Origin of the sequence: Nocardia araoensis NBRC 100135 (assembly GCF_000308435.1) — a bacterium.
Lineage (GTDB): Bacteria > Actinomycetota > Actinomycetes > Mycobacteriales > Mycobacteriaceae > Nocardia > Nocardia araoensis.
Map to the genome: position 1 here is coordinate 1 of NZ_BAFR01000205.1, position 14,560 is coordinate 14,560.

At 69.7% G+C, this 14,560-nt stretch carries 16 protein-coding genes; 11 read left to right on the top strand and 5 right to left on the bottom strand.

Going from position 1 to position 14,560, the window contains the following annotated elements; all coding sequences use genetic code 11:
• Positions 1-159 precede the first annotated feature (159 nt).
• Complete coding sequence (locus ON21_RS27310; protein ID WP_039802425.1) at positions 160-591, bottom strand: nitroreductase/quinone reductase family protein; 432 nt, start codon at positions 589-591, stop codon at positions 160-162.
• Positions 592-685: 94 nt separating this feature from the next.
• A complete protein-coding gene (locus ON21_RS27315; RefSeq protein WP_039802451.1) occupies positions 686-1,093 on the bottom strand; it encodes a TIGR03668 family PPOX class F420-dependent oxidoreductase in 408 nt (135 codons plus the stop codon).
• Between the two features lie 175 nt (positions 1,094-1,268).
• On the opposite strand from ON21_RS27315, the gene ON21_RS27320 reads away from it, so the two are divergent.
• The 8 genes from ON21_RS27320 (at position 1,269) to ON21_RS27355 (ending at position 9,177) form a co-directional block, all read left to right on the top strand.
• Positions 1,269-1,685 (top strand): hypothetical protein, encoded by a 417-nt coding sequence (locus ON21_RS27320; RefSeq protein WP_157170985.1) that lies wholly within the window; start codon positions 1,269-1,271, stop codon positions 1,683-1,685.
• Positions 1,686-2,147: 462 nt separating this feature from the next.
• Positions 2,148-3,968, top strand: a complete 1,821-nt coding sequence (locus ON21_RS27325) for a roadblock/LC7 domain-containing protein (RefSeq protein WP_245562754.1) — start codon at positions 2,148-2,150, stop codon at positions 3,966-3,968.
• Entirely contained in the window at positions 3,965-4,330 is a 366-nt protein-coding gene (locus tag ON21_RS27330) for a DUF742 domain-containing protein (RefSeq protein ID WP_039802429.1), read from the top strand. The genes ON21_RS27325 and ON21_RS27330 overlap by 4 nt, the downstream gene beginning before the upstream one ends.
• Positions 4,311-4,955: a GTP-binding protein gene (locus ON21_RS27335; RefSeq protein WP_039802431.1), complete on the top strand. Its 645-nt coding sequence runs from the start codon at positions 4,311-4,313 to the stop codon at positions 4,953-4,955. The genes ON21_RS27330 and ON21_RS27335 overlap by 20 nt, the downstream gene beginning before the upstream one ends.
• Positions 4,952-6,223, top strand: coding sequence for a cytochrome P450 family protein (locus ON21_RS27340; RefSeq protein WP_039802433.1), 1,272 nt, complete (start codon positions 4,952-4,954; stop codon positions 6,221-6,223). Before ON21_RS27335 ends, ON21_RS27340 begins: the two co-directional genes overlap by 4 nt.
• Positions 6,220-7,455: a cytochrome P450 family protein gene (locus ON21_RS27345; protein WP_039802435.1), complete on the top strand. Its 1,236-nt coding sequence runs from the start codon at positions 6,220-6,222 to the stop codon at positions 7,453-7,455. Before ON21_RS27340 ends, ON21_RS27345 begins: the two co-directional genes overlap by 4 nt.
• 27 nt (positions 7,456-7,482) lie before the next feature.
• Positions 7,483-8,331 carry a helix-turn-helix transcriptional regulator gene (locus ON21_RS27350; RefSeq protein ID WP_039802437.1) on the top strand — a complete coding sequence of 283 codons (849 nt, stop codon included), beginning with the start codon at positions 7,483-7,485 and terminating at the stop codon, positions 8,329-8,331.
• A gap of 75 nt (positions 8,332-8,406) precedes the next feature.
• Positions 8,407-9,177 (top strand): glucose 1-dehydrogenase, encoded by a 771-nt coding sequence (locus ON21_RS27355; protein WP_039802439.1) that lies wholly within the window; start codon positions 8,407-8,409, stop codon positions 9,175-9,177.
• A gap of 15 nt (positions 9,178-9,192) precedes the next feature.
• On the opposite strand, the gene ON21_RS27360 is transcribed toward ON21_RS27355, so the two are convergent.
• Complete coding sequence (locus ON21_RS27360; protein WP_039802441.1) at positions 9,193-10,185, bottom strand: NAD-dependent epimerase/dehydratase family protein; 993 nt, start codon at positions 10,183-10,185, stop codon at positions 9,193-9,195.
• 207 nt (positions 10,186-10,392) lie between these two features.
• On the opposite strand from ON21_RS27360, the gene ON21_RS27365 reads away from it, so the two are divergent.
• Both ON21_RS27365 and ON21_RS27370 read left to right on the top strand, forming a co-directional pair.
• Complete coding sequence (locus tag ON21_RS27365; protein WP_039802443.1) at positions 10,393-10,989, top strand: TetR/AcrR family transcriptional regulator; 597 nt, start codon at positions 10,393-10,395, stop codon at positions 10,987-10,989.
• Between the two features lie 59 nt (positions 10,990-11,048).
• Entirely contained in the window at positions 11,049-11,447 is a 399-nt protein-coding gene (locus tag ON21_RS27370; protein WP_039802445.1) for an NUDIX hydrolase, read from the top strand.
• A gap of 39 nt (positions 11,448-11,486) precedes the next feature.
• Here the strand turns inward: ON21_RS27370 and ON21_RS27375 are convergent, their stop codons facing one another.
• Positions 11,487-12,362: a hypothetical protein gene (locus tag ON21_RS27375; RefSeq protein ID WP_039802447.1), complete on the bottom strand. Its 876-nt coding sequence runs from the start codon at positions 12,360-12,362 to the stop codon at positions 11,487-11,489.
• A gap of 356 nt (positions 12,363-12,718) precedes the next feature.
• On the opposite strand from ON21_RS27375, the gene ON21_RS27380 reads away from it, so the two are divergent.
• Positions 12,719-13,240, top strand: coding sequence for an OmpA family protein (locus ON21_RS27380; RefSeq protein WP_051021403.1), 522 nt, complete (start codon positions 12,719-12,721; stop codon positions 13,238-13,240).
• A 40-nt stretch (positions 13,241-13,280) separates the two neighbouring features.
• On the opposite strand, the gene ON21_RS27385 is transcribed toward ON21_RS27380, so the two are convergent.
• On the bottom strand, positions 13,281-14,560 hold a 1,280-nt coding region (locus ON21_RS27385; protein WP_306307718.1), incomplete at its 5' end, for a cytochrome P450.

Consider the following 14,560-nt stretch of genomic DNA (forward strand, 5'->3'; position numbering starts at 1 on the left):
TCGGATTCGGCACCCCGGCACTGCTTTCGTTCCTGCACGACACGTTCGGCCTGGGCTATCCGGTGATGTTCGGCGCGGGCGCGCTAGCGGCGGCCGCATGCCTCGGTCCGGTACTGCGCAACTATCGCGTCCGACCCGGCGCCGATCCCGCCGCTGCTCTCAGCTCTTCGGCGTCAGCAGGACCAGCGGAATCTCGCGCGTGGTCTTCGTCTGATAACCGGCGTAGACCGACTGCGCCGAGGTGACCCGGGGCCACAGCTGCGCCCGCTCCTCGGCGGTGGCCACCCGCGCCGTCATCGGTACCTTCGGCCCGTTGCGCACCGACACGAGCACATCCGGGTTGTCGCGCAGGTTCAGGAACCACGCCGGATGCACAGGGTCGCCGCCCCGCGAGGCGACCACGACGTAGGTGTCGCCGTCGACGATCGGCGCCGTGAGCATCACCGCGTGCGGCCGACCCGATTTGCGGCCGGTGGTGGTGAGCTCGAGCGACGGCATGCCGGAGAAGTCGTTGCCCAGCCTCCCGAAGCTGATCTTCAGTAGGACGCGATGCGCCGTATTCATGGCCTTCAGCGCGAAATTCGAGGGCATGCGATCCTCACGATCGGCTCGACGGGTGGTTCGGCTCGGCGCTCCCGCAATCGGAGACCGCGAATCGGACTGTACCCGAACCTGCGCGGCTCGCTCAGCGGGCGGACCATCCCGACCAGCGCGCCACATCGATGGCGATCACCGGCCCCGGTGGCGGCTGCTGTTCGTACTGGGAGTAGCGCGCGGTCAAGCGACGAATCGCCGCTTGCGCCTCCGCGCCGTCGGCGATGCGGGCCGTTCCGTCGGCGCGGACCCACCACAGCTGGGTCCAGTCGTCGCCGTAGCGGTCGACCAGCACGGCGACCGCGGGGTTCGCCGCGATATTGTCCAGTCGGCGCAACGCCGTCGTCGACTTGGGTTTCGCGTCGACGCTGGTATAGACGACTTCCCCGGCCACGGCGAAGACAATGGGCACCACATGCGGGCGCAGTTGCGGCGAAATGGTTGCCAACCGCGCGACCGGACTGGTCGCGAATCGTTTGCGGGCTTCCTCGGAACTCAACCGCACACTCGTCTCCTAGAGCTCGCCGTCCCCGGAAATCGGGGATCGAGTATGTTCCGCCCCCTATGCAACCGGACATTTGCCGTGAAATCACGGCGATCGACTACTCCCACGCTACGGTCGAGTCAATGTGTGACCCGTCAATAGGCTATGTCGCGAGAAGGTGGAGGCGGTCGTGGAAATCGATATCACTGCCCGGCTGAACCTAGCGTTCGAGATGTGGGAGCGTGCGCACGGGCGCCCGCTCGCCGACGATACGGTCGAGACATGGGTGACCGCAGCCGGGTACGACCTGGAACCGGGTCACCTGACGCGAGTTCGGCGCGGCCAGGTCGCCACGCTCCCGGAGCAGGCTCGCGCCGGGCTGGCCCACGTGTTCGGGCTCGACCCCAACTATTTCGTCTTCGATCCCGGTCCCGACCGGGCTGGCGACGCGGAAGTGATCGCGCACCTGGACAATTCGGCCCTGCGCCGCCTCGGACAGGCCGTGAACGGCGTATCGCTGCGCACCCTGCTGTACCTGGAGTCCGTCGCCGAAGTGCTCCGCCAGGCCGACGGCCTGCCCCCGTGCGAGCAAACCGCACAACTCTGATCGAACGACAGCGGCTCGGCTTCGGCCCCCGGGAAGTCCGGCGGGCCGGCCACACCGCCCGCCCGGCGCCACCGCCACGCGCGGACGCGATCGCATGACGCGTCGATAATCCACGCTTCAAATACCGTGTCGGTTGATTCGGCCGTCCATACGCGTCCCGGCACACCGATAGTGAATTCCAAGCAAACGCGAATTCGCCCATTTCGCACCGAGCGCACCCGCGCAAAACACTTTTCGACGCTTCGTCAGCGTAATCCGAGCATCGACACGGCAGCGGGAATTTCCGCCCGCAGGCGCGTTCTTCGAAATCCGCTCGAGTGGCGCCGCTGCGCCCACCCCGCTATGCTCGGGCCGCGATATTTCGAAACTGCTTGTCGGTCTGCGTATTTGGGGTGCCGAGGGCACGCAGAAGGGGCAGTACGCCGTTTCCCGGCGGCAAGCGCGAGTGCGGAAGTACGGAACTTGTCAGAGTTGTTGAATCCGGCGGCGAGTGAGCCCGGCGAAGACGCCGTCCGGCACTCGAAACCGCCGTACGCGACATTGTCGGCCTGCGTTATCGCGAGTGCTGCCATCGTCACAGCGGCGGTGTACTACGCACCGGCCGAATTCCGGATTTCGCTGGCGGCAGGCGCCACCGCCGCGGCCATCGCGCTGTGCGCCGCCACGACGGCGGCGGTCCATTTCCGCCGGCAGGCCCGGCACGCCCGGCGGGATGCGGGGCGGGCCAGGGACGACCGAGCGCTCGCTGCCAGCGGTGCGGCGGCCGAGGTCAGCGCCGCGGCCGCGGCGATCGCCGGCTCCGAAGCACGAGCGAAGAGCAGCGAGAGCCGTCGCGCCGCGGCCATGGCGGCCTTCGCGGGCGCGGCGGGCCGCATGCAGGCGATGACCACCAGCATGCTCGCGGAGCTGCGCGAGATGGAGCACCGCCACGGCGATCCCGCGGTGCTCGCCGATCTGCTGCAACTGGATCACCGCACCGCCCAGGCGGGCAGGCTCGCCGACAGCATCGCCGTGCTCAGCGGCGCGCGATCCGGCCGCCGCTGGGCCAAACCCATTGCGATGGAATCGATTCTGCGTGGCGCGATGGGACGCGTCGCGGGCTACCAGCGGGTGCGGTTGCGCGCGATCGCCGACATCGCGGTCTCCGGTCACGCCGCCGAAGGCGTCATGCACCTGCTCGCGGAATTGCTCGACAACGCCTGTAATTTCTCCCCGCCCACCACCGAAGTGCACGTCTACGCCGCCGAGGTTCCCGCGGGCGTGATCATCACCATCGAGGACAGCGGATTGGTCATGAGCGAGTCGGCGCTGCGCCGGGCCGAGGCGGCGGTGTCGGCCACCGGGCCCGACACCCGCGGCGCCGGAGCCGACCTGTCCTCGCTGACCGGGACCAGACTCGGCCTCGCCGTGGTGGGAAATCTCGCCCGCAAGCACGGGCTCACCGTCTCCTATCGGCCTTCGGCCATCGGCGGCACCGCCGTGGTCGTGGTGATCCCGCGGGATCTCACCACTCGGGCGGAGCGGCCGCAGCCGTCCGTTTCCACCGGCACGCTGCCCGTCGCACGGGAGCGCGACCGCACCGCCGCGCCGCCGGACCACGAGTCGGCCGATCCGGAACCCGGGCGTTCGTCCACCGCGGCGGACGCTCCCGCCGCCGCGACCCGGACGCTGCCCAAGCGGCGTCGGGGCAGCACGCTGGCCGCCGTCCACCCCGAGGGACTCGCCGCACCGCAGCCCGCCGCACCGACTCCGCCCGCGGCCCGACCGGACTCGCTCGGCGCATTCCAGCGCGCGGTGACCGGACCCGCGACCGGCGGCGCCGCCACCACTCCCCCCGCCCCCTCCCGTCTCCGTGGAGAACGAACGATGACGACTTCCGAGACCGCCCAGCTGAGCTGGCTATTGGAACAGCTGCTCACCCGCACGCCGCGCACCAGGCACGCCCTGCTGCTGTCCAGCGACGGGTTGAAGATCTGTCACACTCCCGAACTCTCCGTGGACGGCGCCGACCAGCTCGCCGCCATCGCGGCGGGCATCCAGAGCCTTTCCCACGGCGCGTCGGTGGAATTCGGCGACGGCCGGGCCGGAGTGCGCCAGTCGATGACGGAGTTCTACGGCGGCATCCTGTTCATCGTCGAAGCCGGGCTCGGCGCGCACCTCGCGGTCGTCGCCGCCGAGGACGCGGACGCCGGGCTCGTCGGCCACAACATGCGGGAGCTGGTGGAACAGCTCGGCGAACACTTGGCGGCCACGCCGCGCTTCCCTGGCGCGGGCGTGTCGTGAGCAGAGCAGGCCGGGACGACGACCCCGATCGGCTCTACACGCTGACCGGGGGGCGGAGCCGACCGGACTCCGACCTGTTCGATCTGGTCACCTTGGTGGTCAGCGAATGCGCACCGACGCCGGGCATGCAGTCCGAACACGTGGCGATCCTGGATCTGTGCACAGCCCCGACCGCCGTCGTCGAAATCGCCGCGGAGCTGCGGATCCCGGTCGGCATCGCGACCATCCTGCTGTCGGACCTGCTGCACGCGGGCAAGATCACCGTCCGTCCCCCGCAGGCCGGTCCGCCCGGCTCACCGTGGCACAGCCTGCCCGACACCACGACGCTCGAGAAGGTGCTCGTTGGACTTCGCAAACTCTGATCCGCGTCCCGCCCGCGCGGACGCGCCCCTGCACCGTGCGACCACGCGGGGGCTGAAGATCGTCATCGTCGGGGGTTTCGGCGTCGGCAAGACGACGATGGTCCGCGCGGTCAGTGAGATCCGGCCGCTGGACACCGAGGCGATCATGACCGACGAGGGGCTGGAGATCGATGATCCCAGTGGCGTGCCGGGCAAATCGACGACGACCGTCGCCTTCGACTTCGGGCGGATCACCATCGACGACGAGCACGTGCTCTACCTGTTCGGCGCACCGGGGCAGGAGCGCTTCCGGTTCCTCTGGGATCGGCTGTTCACCGGCGCGCTCGGCGCGATCGTGCTGGTCGACCCGGACCGAATCGCGGATTCCTGGTACGCGGTCGACCGCCTGGAACACCAGAAGACGCCGTTCGTCGTCGCCTGCAACGACTTCGGCGAGGGTCACCGCCCCGACGAGGTCCGCGACGCGCTCGACCTGGATCCGCACGTGCCGGTGATCGACTGCGACGCCCGCTCCCGCGAGTCCGGCAAGGGCGTCCTCATCGCCCTCGTCGAACACCTCTACTCCCGCGCGCCGTCCCCGGCGGCCCGGCGCCCCTTGTTCCCGACTCCGGAGGCCGCGTCATGACCACGCCCGCGCCGAGTTCCACCGACAGCTGCCCCGTCCGCACCGCACCGGTCACGTTGAGCGGCCCGCGATTCCATACCGACCCGCAGCAGCTCTATCACGAGATGCGCCGCGAGCACGGCCCGGTGGTCGCCGTGGAGCTGCCCGGCGGGGTCCCCGCGTGGCTGGTCATCGGCTATCGCGAATTGCATCAGGTGACCAACGATCCGGAATTGTTTCCCCGCGATGTCGGGCGATGGAACCAGTGGCCGAACATTCCTGCGGACTGGCCCTTGCTGCCGATGGTCGGGCAGCCGATGCCGTCGATCTATTTCACCGCGGGCGCGGAGCATCGCAGGCACGTGGCGATGGTGGAGCCGGCGCTGGAGACCGTGGACACCTTCGAATTGCGCCGCGCCTGTGAGGACCTGGCCGATCGCCTGATCGACGCGTTCTGCGGGCGGGGCGAAGCGGAGCTGGTCGCCGATTTCGCCGAGCCGCTGCCGGTGCTGGCCCTGGCGCGGATCCTCGGATTCCCCGACGAGGACGGACCGCGGCTGGCGTGGACGATGAAGACGCTCGCCGACGGCGGAGCCGACGCCCAGGCCGCGCATCAGCAGTTCGCCGAGCACATGGGGCGGTTGCTCGCGACCAAGAAGGCCGCGCGCGGCGCCGACCTGGTCTCCTGGATGCTGGCGCATCCCGGCCCGTTCACCGACGAGGAATACGTCCTCGACCTGATGGCGATCACCGCCGCCGGATACCTGCCCACGGCCGACTGGATCGGGAACTCGGTGCGGCTGATGCTCACCGACGACCGGTTCGCCGCCGCGCTCGGCGGCGGGCGCCACAGCGTGGGCCAGGCGATGAACGAAGTGCTGTGGGAGGACACGCCGACCCAGATCCTCGCCGGGCGATGGGCAGCGCGCGACACCCGGCTGGGCGACAAGGTCATCCGGGCCGGTGACATGCTGCTGCTCGGCCTGGCCGCGGCCAATGCCGATCCCCATGTGCGCCAGCATGTTTCCGACGGCGCCGATCCGGCGCACTCGGGCAACAGCGCGCATTTCGCGTTCAGCTACGGCGAATACCGCTGCCCCTTTCCCGCGCAGGAGATCGCCGAGGTCATCGCGCGCACCGGCATCGAGGTCCTGCTCGACCGGCTGCCCGACCTCGACCTGGCGGTGCCCGCCCAGAACCTGGTCCGGCGACCGTCGGCCTTCCTGCGCGGCATGACATCCCTGCCAGTCCGCTTCACACCCGTTCGCGCCGTCGGAGGTACCCCGTGAGCACAGAATGCCCACACGCAGCAACCCTTGTCATCGATCCGATGGTCGGCGACCTGGGCGCAGAGACGAGCAAGCTGCGCGCCGCGGGTCCGCTCACCCGGATCGAGTTGCTCGGCGTGCCCGCCTGGACCGTAACCCAGCACACGCTGGCCAGGCAGCTGCTCGTCGACACCAGGCTGGTCAAGGACATCAATGCCTGGTCGCTGTGGCAGTCCGGCGCGGTGACCAGACAGTGGCCGCTGATCGGCATGATCGACGCGGGCCGCTCCATGTTCACCGTCGACGGTCCCGAGCACCGCAGGCTGCGGATCAAGACCACCCAGGCACTGACCAAACGCAGGCTCGACGCGCTGCGCCCGGCGATCGAGCGCATGACCGCCGAACTGCTGGACGACCTCGCCGCGGCCGGACGCGACGGCGCGGCGGTCGACCTCAAGTCGGTGTTCGCCTACCCGCTGCCGATGCGGGTCATCAGTGAACTGATGGGCGTGGACCGTGCCGACCATCCGATGCTGCTGGACTGGTACAAAGCGTTCTTCTCGCTGCTGACGCCGCAGGACGAGCGACTGCGGGTGATCGACGAGCTGGACGGGTATTTCACCGAACTGGTGCGCAAGAAGACCGCCGACCCGACCGACGACCTGACCAGCGCGTTCATCGTCGGCGGCGACGACACCGAGCCGCTGACCGAAGAGGAAGTGGTCGGCAACCTGAAGGCGCTGGTGGCCGCCGGGCACGAGACCACGATCGGCCTCATCCTCAACGCCGTGCGCGCCCTACTGGAGCGGCCGGAGCAGTTGAGCGCCGTCCGCGCCGGTGACCGCACCTGGGCGGACGCGGTGGAGGAGACCCTGCGCTGGGACAGCCCGGTGACACATCTGCTCATGCGCTTCGCCACCGAGGACATCGCCGTCGGCGACACCGTCATCGAGAAAGGCGAGGGTGTGGTCATGTCCTACCGTGCGATCGGCCGGGATCTCGCCGTGCACGGCGCGGACGCCGACGACTTCGACGTCTCCCGCCCGACGGCCAACCGCCACTTGGCCTTCGGCTACGGCCCGCACATCTGCCCCGGCGCGGCGCTCGCCCGGCTGGAAGCCGGCATCGCGCTGCCCGCGTTGTTCGCCCGCTTCCCCGGCCTGCGCTTCGCCGTACCGGTCGAACAGATCCGCAACCTGCCGGTGCTCACCCAGAACGACCTCGAGGCGTTCCCGGTGTATCTCGGGAACTGATCCGAAGCGTCGGTTGTTGCCCTGTCCATGACCGGCGAATCCGCACCGGCACCGCACCGGCGCGCCCAGCTACGCGACTTCCTTCGTACCCGCAGGGCCCGGCTCACGCCGGAGGACATCGGTCTGCCGACGGTGGGCCGGCGGCGGACGCCCGGCCTGCGGCGGGAAGAGGTCGCGATAGTCGCCGGCGTGGGGGTGTCCTGGTACACCTGGCTGGAACAGGGCCGCGACATCACCGTGTCGAGGGAGGTCATCGACGCGATCGGCGCGGCACTGCGCCTGTCCGGACCGGAGCGGACGCATCTGTATCTGCTCGCCGGCCTGAACCCGCCGCCCGGCGCGGTGCGCGACACCGAGGTCACCCCCGAGCTGCGCCGACTGCTCGACGCGTGGGGCCCGCTTCCCGCGGTACTGCGCGACCGCTACTGGAACCTGCTCGCGGTCAACGATGCGGCGCGCACGGTCTTCGGGTTCGGCGACGACGACCACAACTGCCTGATCTCCTTCTTCACCAACCCCAGGTACCGCGGCATGCACGTGGCATGGGCCGCGATCGCGCCCGCCGTCGTGGCCGCCTTCCGCGCCGACGCGGCGCACGCTCCCGACGACCCCGCGTTCGCGCGGGTGGTCGACGAACTATCCGCCGTGAGCCCGGAATTCGTCCGATTGTGGGCACGCCACGACGTTGACGCCGCCGTGCAAGCCGTCAAGGCGGTGCGTCATCCGGAGGCCGGCGACCTGCTGTTCGACACGACCACCCTCGCGGTGGCCGACCACCCCGGCTGGTTCCTGGTGCTCTACAACCCGCAGCCGGGCACCGGCAGCGCCGAGCGGATGGACGGCCTGATGCGGATCGCGCTCACCGCCCCGGCGTAACCGTAGCCTGGTGGTGGCACACCTAGGTGGACTGGACACTGTTCGGCCGCGCGCCCCTTCGGCACGCTGATTCCCATGACGCAGAACATCTCTCGATTCGACGGCAAAGTCGCACTCGTCACCGGCGGCTCCAGCGGCATGGGCTTGGCCACCGCACGACGACTGCTCGCCGAGGGGGCGCAGCTCGTCATCACCGGCCGGGACGAAACCCGGCTGGACGCGGCGGTCGAAGCGCTGCACGGCGGCGACCGTGTGCTCGCGATCCGAGCCGACGCGGCGCGCCTCGCCGATCTCGACGCGCTCACCGCCGCCGTGCGCGACCGGCACGGCCGATTGGACGTCGTGTTCGCCAACGCCGGAGTCGCGTCCTTCCGGCCGCACGCCGAGATCACCGAGGAGGAGTTCGCGCGCGTCGTGGACATCAACTTCAAGGGGGTGTTCTTCACCATCCAGAAGACGCTGCCGCTGCTGTCCGAGCACGCGGCGGTCGTCGTCAACGCGTCGTGGACCCTGCACCGCGGCCTGCCCGGCGCGTCGCTGTACGCGGCCACCAAGGCGGCCGTACACAACCTGGCCGGCAGCCTCGCGGCGGAGCTGGGCCCCAGGGGAATCCGGGTGAACTCGGTGAGCCCCGGATACATCGAGACCCCGATGTTCCACGACAACGTCAGCCCCGACGCGCACGCCGCCGTGCTCGCGGAGGTGGCGAGCCGCCGGTTGGGCACGGCAGAGGACGTGGCAGGCGCCGTGGCGTTCCTGGCGTCCGCCGAGGCGTCCTACATCAACGGGCAGGACCTGATCATCGATGGCGGTCTGGTCGCGGCGATGTCCCGGGAACTGATCTGACCGACCTGTGCGCCGTCACGCGCGGGAATCGGTTTCCCGCCGCACGGATTCGATGATCGCTTCCCGGATGGGCCGCCAGCGCAGATCGAGATCGGCCAGCGTGCGGGAGTCGTCGGTCGGCGTGGCGGTGGTCAGCAACCACGCGGCCTCGTAGCTGAGGCCCGCGCTGATCGGAAGGAATCGGGCGGCGGCGTCGGTGAGCCGTCCGAGTCCGAGCAGCGCGGCCTTCGGCACCGGGATCCGCCGGATCCGCTGCCCGGCAGCGCTTTGCAAGATGTCCACGATCTCGTCGAACGCCACCAGGTGACCGCCGCACAGATAGCGTCTCGGACCGAGGCCGGGGCGCATGACGGCGGCGTGCACCGCGGCCACGTCCCGGACGTCGATCATCTGCATGCCGCCCCGGATCCGGGGGGCGACGCGGGCACGGAGGATGGCGCCCCAGCCGTCGGAGGTGATTCCGGCCTGCGTGCCGAGACCGGGACCCACGACGCTGGACGGATAGGTGATCACCACCGGAGCGCCGGTGGCCTGCAATGCCCGCGCGATCCGGTCGGCGGCGGACTTGGTGCGGCCGTAGGCGCTGCGCCCCGGCGCGGTGGGGCTGTCCGGCGTGATGACCGGATCGGGGCTGGGAAACAGCGCGCTGTAGCTGGCCACGTGCACGATCGGGTCCAGCCCGAGCGCCGTCGCGCGGGCGAGCACCGTCGCCGTGGCGTCCGCGTTGACCTCCCACATCAATTGCTCGCGCCGGTTGTCGGTGCCGACGACGCCCGCCGCGTGCAGAACGGCGTCGCATCCGACGAGCAACTTTTCCACCGTCTGCGGGTCCCTGATGTCCCCCGGCAGCACCGAGAGCGCCTCGGGCGTGGTGTCGAACATGCCGACCACCGCCGCGACGGACTCGCTCGGATGCACGAGCAGAACGACCTGATGCCCGTCCCGCAGCAGGGCGGAAACGGTGTGCGCACCGAGATAGCCGGTGCCGCCGGTGACCGCGATTCGCATACCGGTTACCCCGCGTCGCTTCCGGTCGTCGGCGTCAACGCGGTCGGCGCCGTGCCGGTCTCAGCCGGTGTGTGTCCACCCATTTCGTTCCTTCGTCAGCATGGTTCCGCCGCCGCCGCGCCCGCGACACACGCGACAATGGCCGGATATCGGAAGCATCGGCACAAATTCGATGCCAGTGGCATCGTAATACGGTCAGGGAGCGGCATGGGCGAAACGGCACAGGACCCACCGTCGGCGACCCGGAGCGCGGGCCGGCCCCGGGACGAGTCGGTCGAGCAGCGCGTGCTGGCGACCGTCCGGGAGATGCTGGTCGAAGTCGGATGGGACGAGTTGAGCGTGCGTGCGGTGGCGGCCCGCGCGGGCGTCGGGCGGGCTTCCATCAGCCGCCGCTGGCAATCGAAGGCCGAACTGGTGCTGCACGCCGTTCTGGGTGAGACACCGGATCTGGGTCCGTTCGAGGGAACCGATCAGAGCGGTTGGATCGAGTGGGTGTTGCGCGGCAGCCGGGAACTGTTCGCGCGCGACGACGTTCGCGCCGCCGTCCCGGGTCTGCTGACCGCGCTGGACCGCGATCGGCAATTGCGTGACCGGCTGTGGGCCGGGTTCAGCACCCCGGCGGCCGCGCTGTTCGCGGCGGGCGACACCGAATCCCGTACGCGGTCCGAGCTGGACGCCAGGGCCGTCATCGCGCTGGCCGCCGGTGCGGCGCTGTTCCTGGAGTTCGTCGCCGACGGGGACGACACCGCGCTGATCCACCGGCGCATCGGCGAACTCTTGCATCGCGCCGTGCTCGAGCACTGAGCGGGATCCGCCGAAAATCCGGTTGGCGCCGTGTTCAGCCGGCTCAGTACAGTGGGCCGGTGATTCGGACCGCCGCGCTGGCCCATGTCCGGGATCGTCGCCTGCTGCAGGCGCGCTCGGTCGGCAAGGACGTCTTCTACATGGCCGGTGGCAAGATCGACCCCGGCGAGACGCCCGAGGCGGCGCTGCATCGCGAAGTGCGCGAAGAACTCGGCGTCGGCGTCGTCGCCTACGACGAACTCGGCGTGTTCCAGGCCGAGGCGTACGGGCACTCCCCCGGCACCCGGCTGCACATGACCTGCTTCACCGCGGAACTCGACGGGGAGCCGCGACCCACCAGCGAGATCGCCGAGCTGCGCTACTTCACCGTGAGCGAGTACGCCGCCATGGACCAGGTGGCCCCCGGCTCGATGCTGGTCTTCCGCAGGCTGCACGAGCTCGGCGCGGTCGACTGGTAAGTAAGTTCTGGCGCGCAACTGCTTTCGTCTGCGGACGCATCACAGTTCGCGCTGCTGCGGACCACGCAGGAAGGCGCCGAGGGCGGTCTCGTCCAGGGCGAGCGCCTTGACGACCGCCGCCGCGCCCACGATCACCACCGACAGGACGAAAAGCCAACTGACCGTGGTGAAAGCCAGGCCGAGCGGACCGAAATGCGCTTCGGCGTTCGCCGTGGTCCGCGGCAGGACCACCCGCCCCACCGCGTGCATCGCGGTCAGACCGGCCGCGGTGAGCACGCCGGACACCCACAGCAGCCGCCCGGTCAGCGCGCCTTTCGTCAGTAGGAACGGCGCGACCGTCCAGACGCAGGCCCAGATGGCCGCCTCGCCGACCAGGGCGAGCGGCCCACCCGCATAGCGGATCCGCGTGAGTTCCCTGGTCTGCCCGACCAGCGCCACCGCGATCGCGACGGCGAGCAGTGCGGCGAGCCAGCGCCACGCGTCCCGGGGACCGAGAGCGGGCACCTTCCATACGGCCGCGTAGACACGAGCGAGCGCCCGGGCGAACGACGTGCCGCCGAGCACGACCATGAGCAGTCCGACCACACCGAACGCGGCCAGCGTGGGATCGGCCGACGTCGTGCCGCTGTCGGCGCCGAGGGAGCCGGAGTCGAAGCCGAACTGGTCGTTGATCGTGTTCGCCGCCGCGTGCCAACCGCTGAACACGGAGGCGGCGATGATCACCGGCAGCACCGAGGTGAAGATCTGCGCGGCGAGGACCATCGACCGATCGACGATCTGGACCTCGGCCAAGCCTTCGGCCACCCGGCGCACGGTGCGGCCGTACGGCGTTCCGCGCAGCCATCCGGTCGCCGCCCGGCTCCGTGCCAGCGAGACTTCCCGGGCCAACGCCACGGACAACTTCACCGACCGCACCGCAATTCACTTCCTCTGCTCGCCCGGCCGCGAAGGGGCGGATTCGCGCGATTCGTCTCGACGTCCGGCCCGTCCCGAGCCGGTGGTGGCCGGATCAGGAGAAACGACGGATTTCGCCGAATCGACGCTACGCCGCGCGCATGGCGACTAGCGCACATTCCGGCAACAATTGCGCCGATCGTGACCGGGAAATGCCACCACCCGCGAAACGACACTCCGGGCCGCGTGCCTGTGCAAGGATCGACTGCACCGGCACCATTGGACCGATGTGTGCGTGCGGGCCCGTGCCCCGGCAATTCCACGCATCGCACCGAATGACGCACATGGGATTTCTCCACCGAAACAGGAGTAGGCAGATGATATCCAGGAAAAGCGTCAGCGGAATCGCCGCCGTGGCCGCCGCGCTGCTCATGACCGCGGCGTGCGGGTCCGACGACGGCTCGAATTCCTCCGCGTCGACGACCGAGCAGACCCACCCCATGCGCAGCAGCCTGGCCGCGACCGCCTCTTCGGCCGTGCGCTCGGGCCTGAACACCGCGCAGCAGGCGATCCAGGACGGAATCAACGGAGCACTGGCCGCCGCGCCGATCACCTTCGACAGCGGCAGCTCCGATCTCAGCGGGACGGATGTCGCCACCATCAAAATCGTGGCGGTCCCGTTGAAGGGCAACGACGCCAAGGTGGAGATCACCACCTACGCCAAGGACGAGAACGCCGCCACCGCCAAATCCGTGGCCAAAGCCAGGGGCGACAACATCGCTGCCGAGCTCGAATCCGCCGGCGTCGAGAAGTCGCGCATCACCGTGAAACCGCAGGGCAACCCGACGGACCAGAACATCAAGGTCGACGAGGCGAAGATCGAGGTGGTCGGCAGCTGATCCTTGCCCTCGGGCCGCCTCCGGCCCGAGGGCGCCGCGGTCACACGGCGGCGAAACGGGTCGGCAGCGCCTCCAGCCCGCGGATCACGACATTCGGCTTGTACGGCGGCGTGTCCGACAGCAACTCGATGTCGCGGACCTTTCGCAGCAGCACCTCCAGCAGCACTTCCATTTCCAGCAGTGCCAGCGGCGCGCCGAGGCAGTAGTGGATGCCCAGGCTGAAGCCGAGGTGCTTCTTGGCCGGGTTCATCGGATCGGCGTACCGGGCGACGTCGATGCGATCGGCGTCGGTGTAGGCCGCGTCGTCGCGATTGGCCGAATTGATCAGCACCACCACGCCTTCGCCCGGCTCGAAGTCGTGCCCGGCCAGCGTGATCGGGCGGGTCGCGGCACGAGTGGTGATCTGGACCGACGGTTCCAGCCGCAACAGTTCGTCGGGCGCCGTCGCGACCAGTTCCGGCCGTCGGCGCAACGTGTCGATCGCCTCGGGGTTGCGCATCAACTGCAACATGCCGGTGCCGATCAGGTTGGCCGTGGTCTCGTGCCCGGCCACGAAGGTGGTGATGCAGGTGGCCAACAGCTCCTGCTCGGTGAGCACGTCCCCGCGATCCTCGACCTGCGACAGCGCACTGAGCAGGTCGTCCTTCGGGTCGCGGCGGCGCTCGTTCAGCAGCTGGCGGAAGTAGGACATGAATCCGCGCGAGGCCGCGCTGCGGGCCTTCAGCGCCTCCTCGGGCAGCGTGTAGTCGTGGTCGAAGCCGCGCGCCAGGTCCTGCGACCACTGGTGGACCTGATCGTAGGCCTCCGGCGGCACGCCGATCAGCTCGCACGCGACGATCAGCGGCAACGGGTAGGCGATGGTCTCGACGAGGTCGAATTCGCCTGCCTCCAAGGCGTTGTCGACCAGTTGCTGGGTGAGTTCCAGGATCCGCGGACGCAGCCTGGTCACCATGCGCGGGGTGAAGCCCTTGGTCACCAGGTTGCGCAGGCGGGTGTGGTCCGGCGGCTCCATCCACAGGAACGAGGTGGGCAGCTCCTCGGGCGCGTCCTCCGGCGACACCGTCGGATGCATCATCGCCGCCTCCTCCGCGTGGCTCCACGCGGTGGTCGACAGGACCGCCGCGCAGTCCTCGTAGCGGGTGAGCACGTAGTGGCCCAAGGGGGTCCGGTGCAGTCGCCCCGCTTCACGCAACACCCGGGCCGGTCGGTAGGGATCCGGCCTGCCTTCGGGGCCGAAGAGCTGGACGAGGGCGGTCTGGACGGCGGAATCCTGTTCCGCGACAGCCGTACCCGCGGTTGACGAGTCCATGTCGAGTGGTT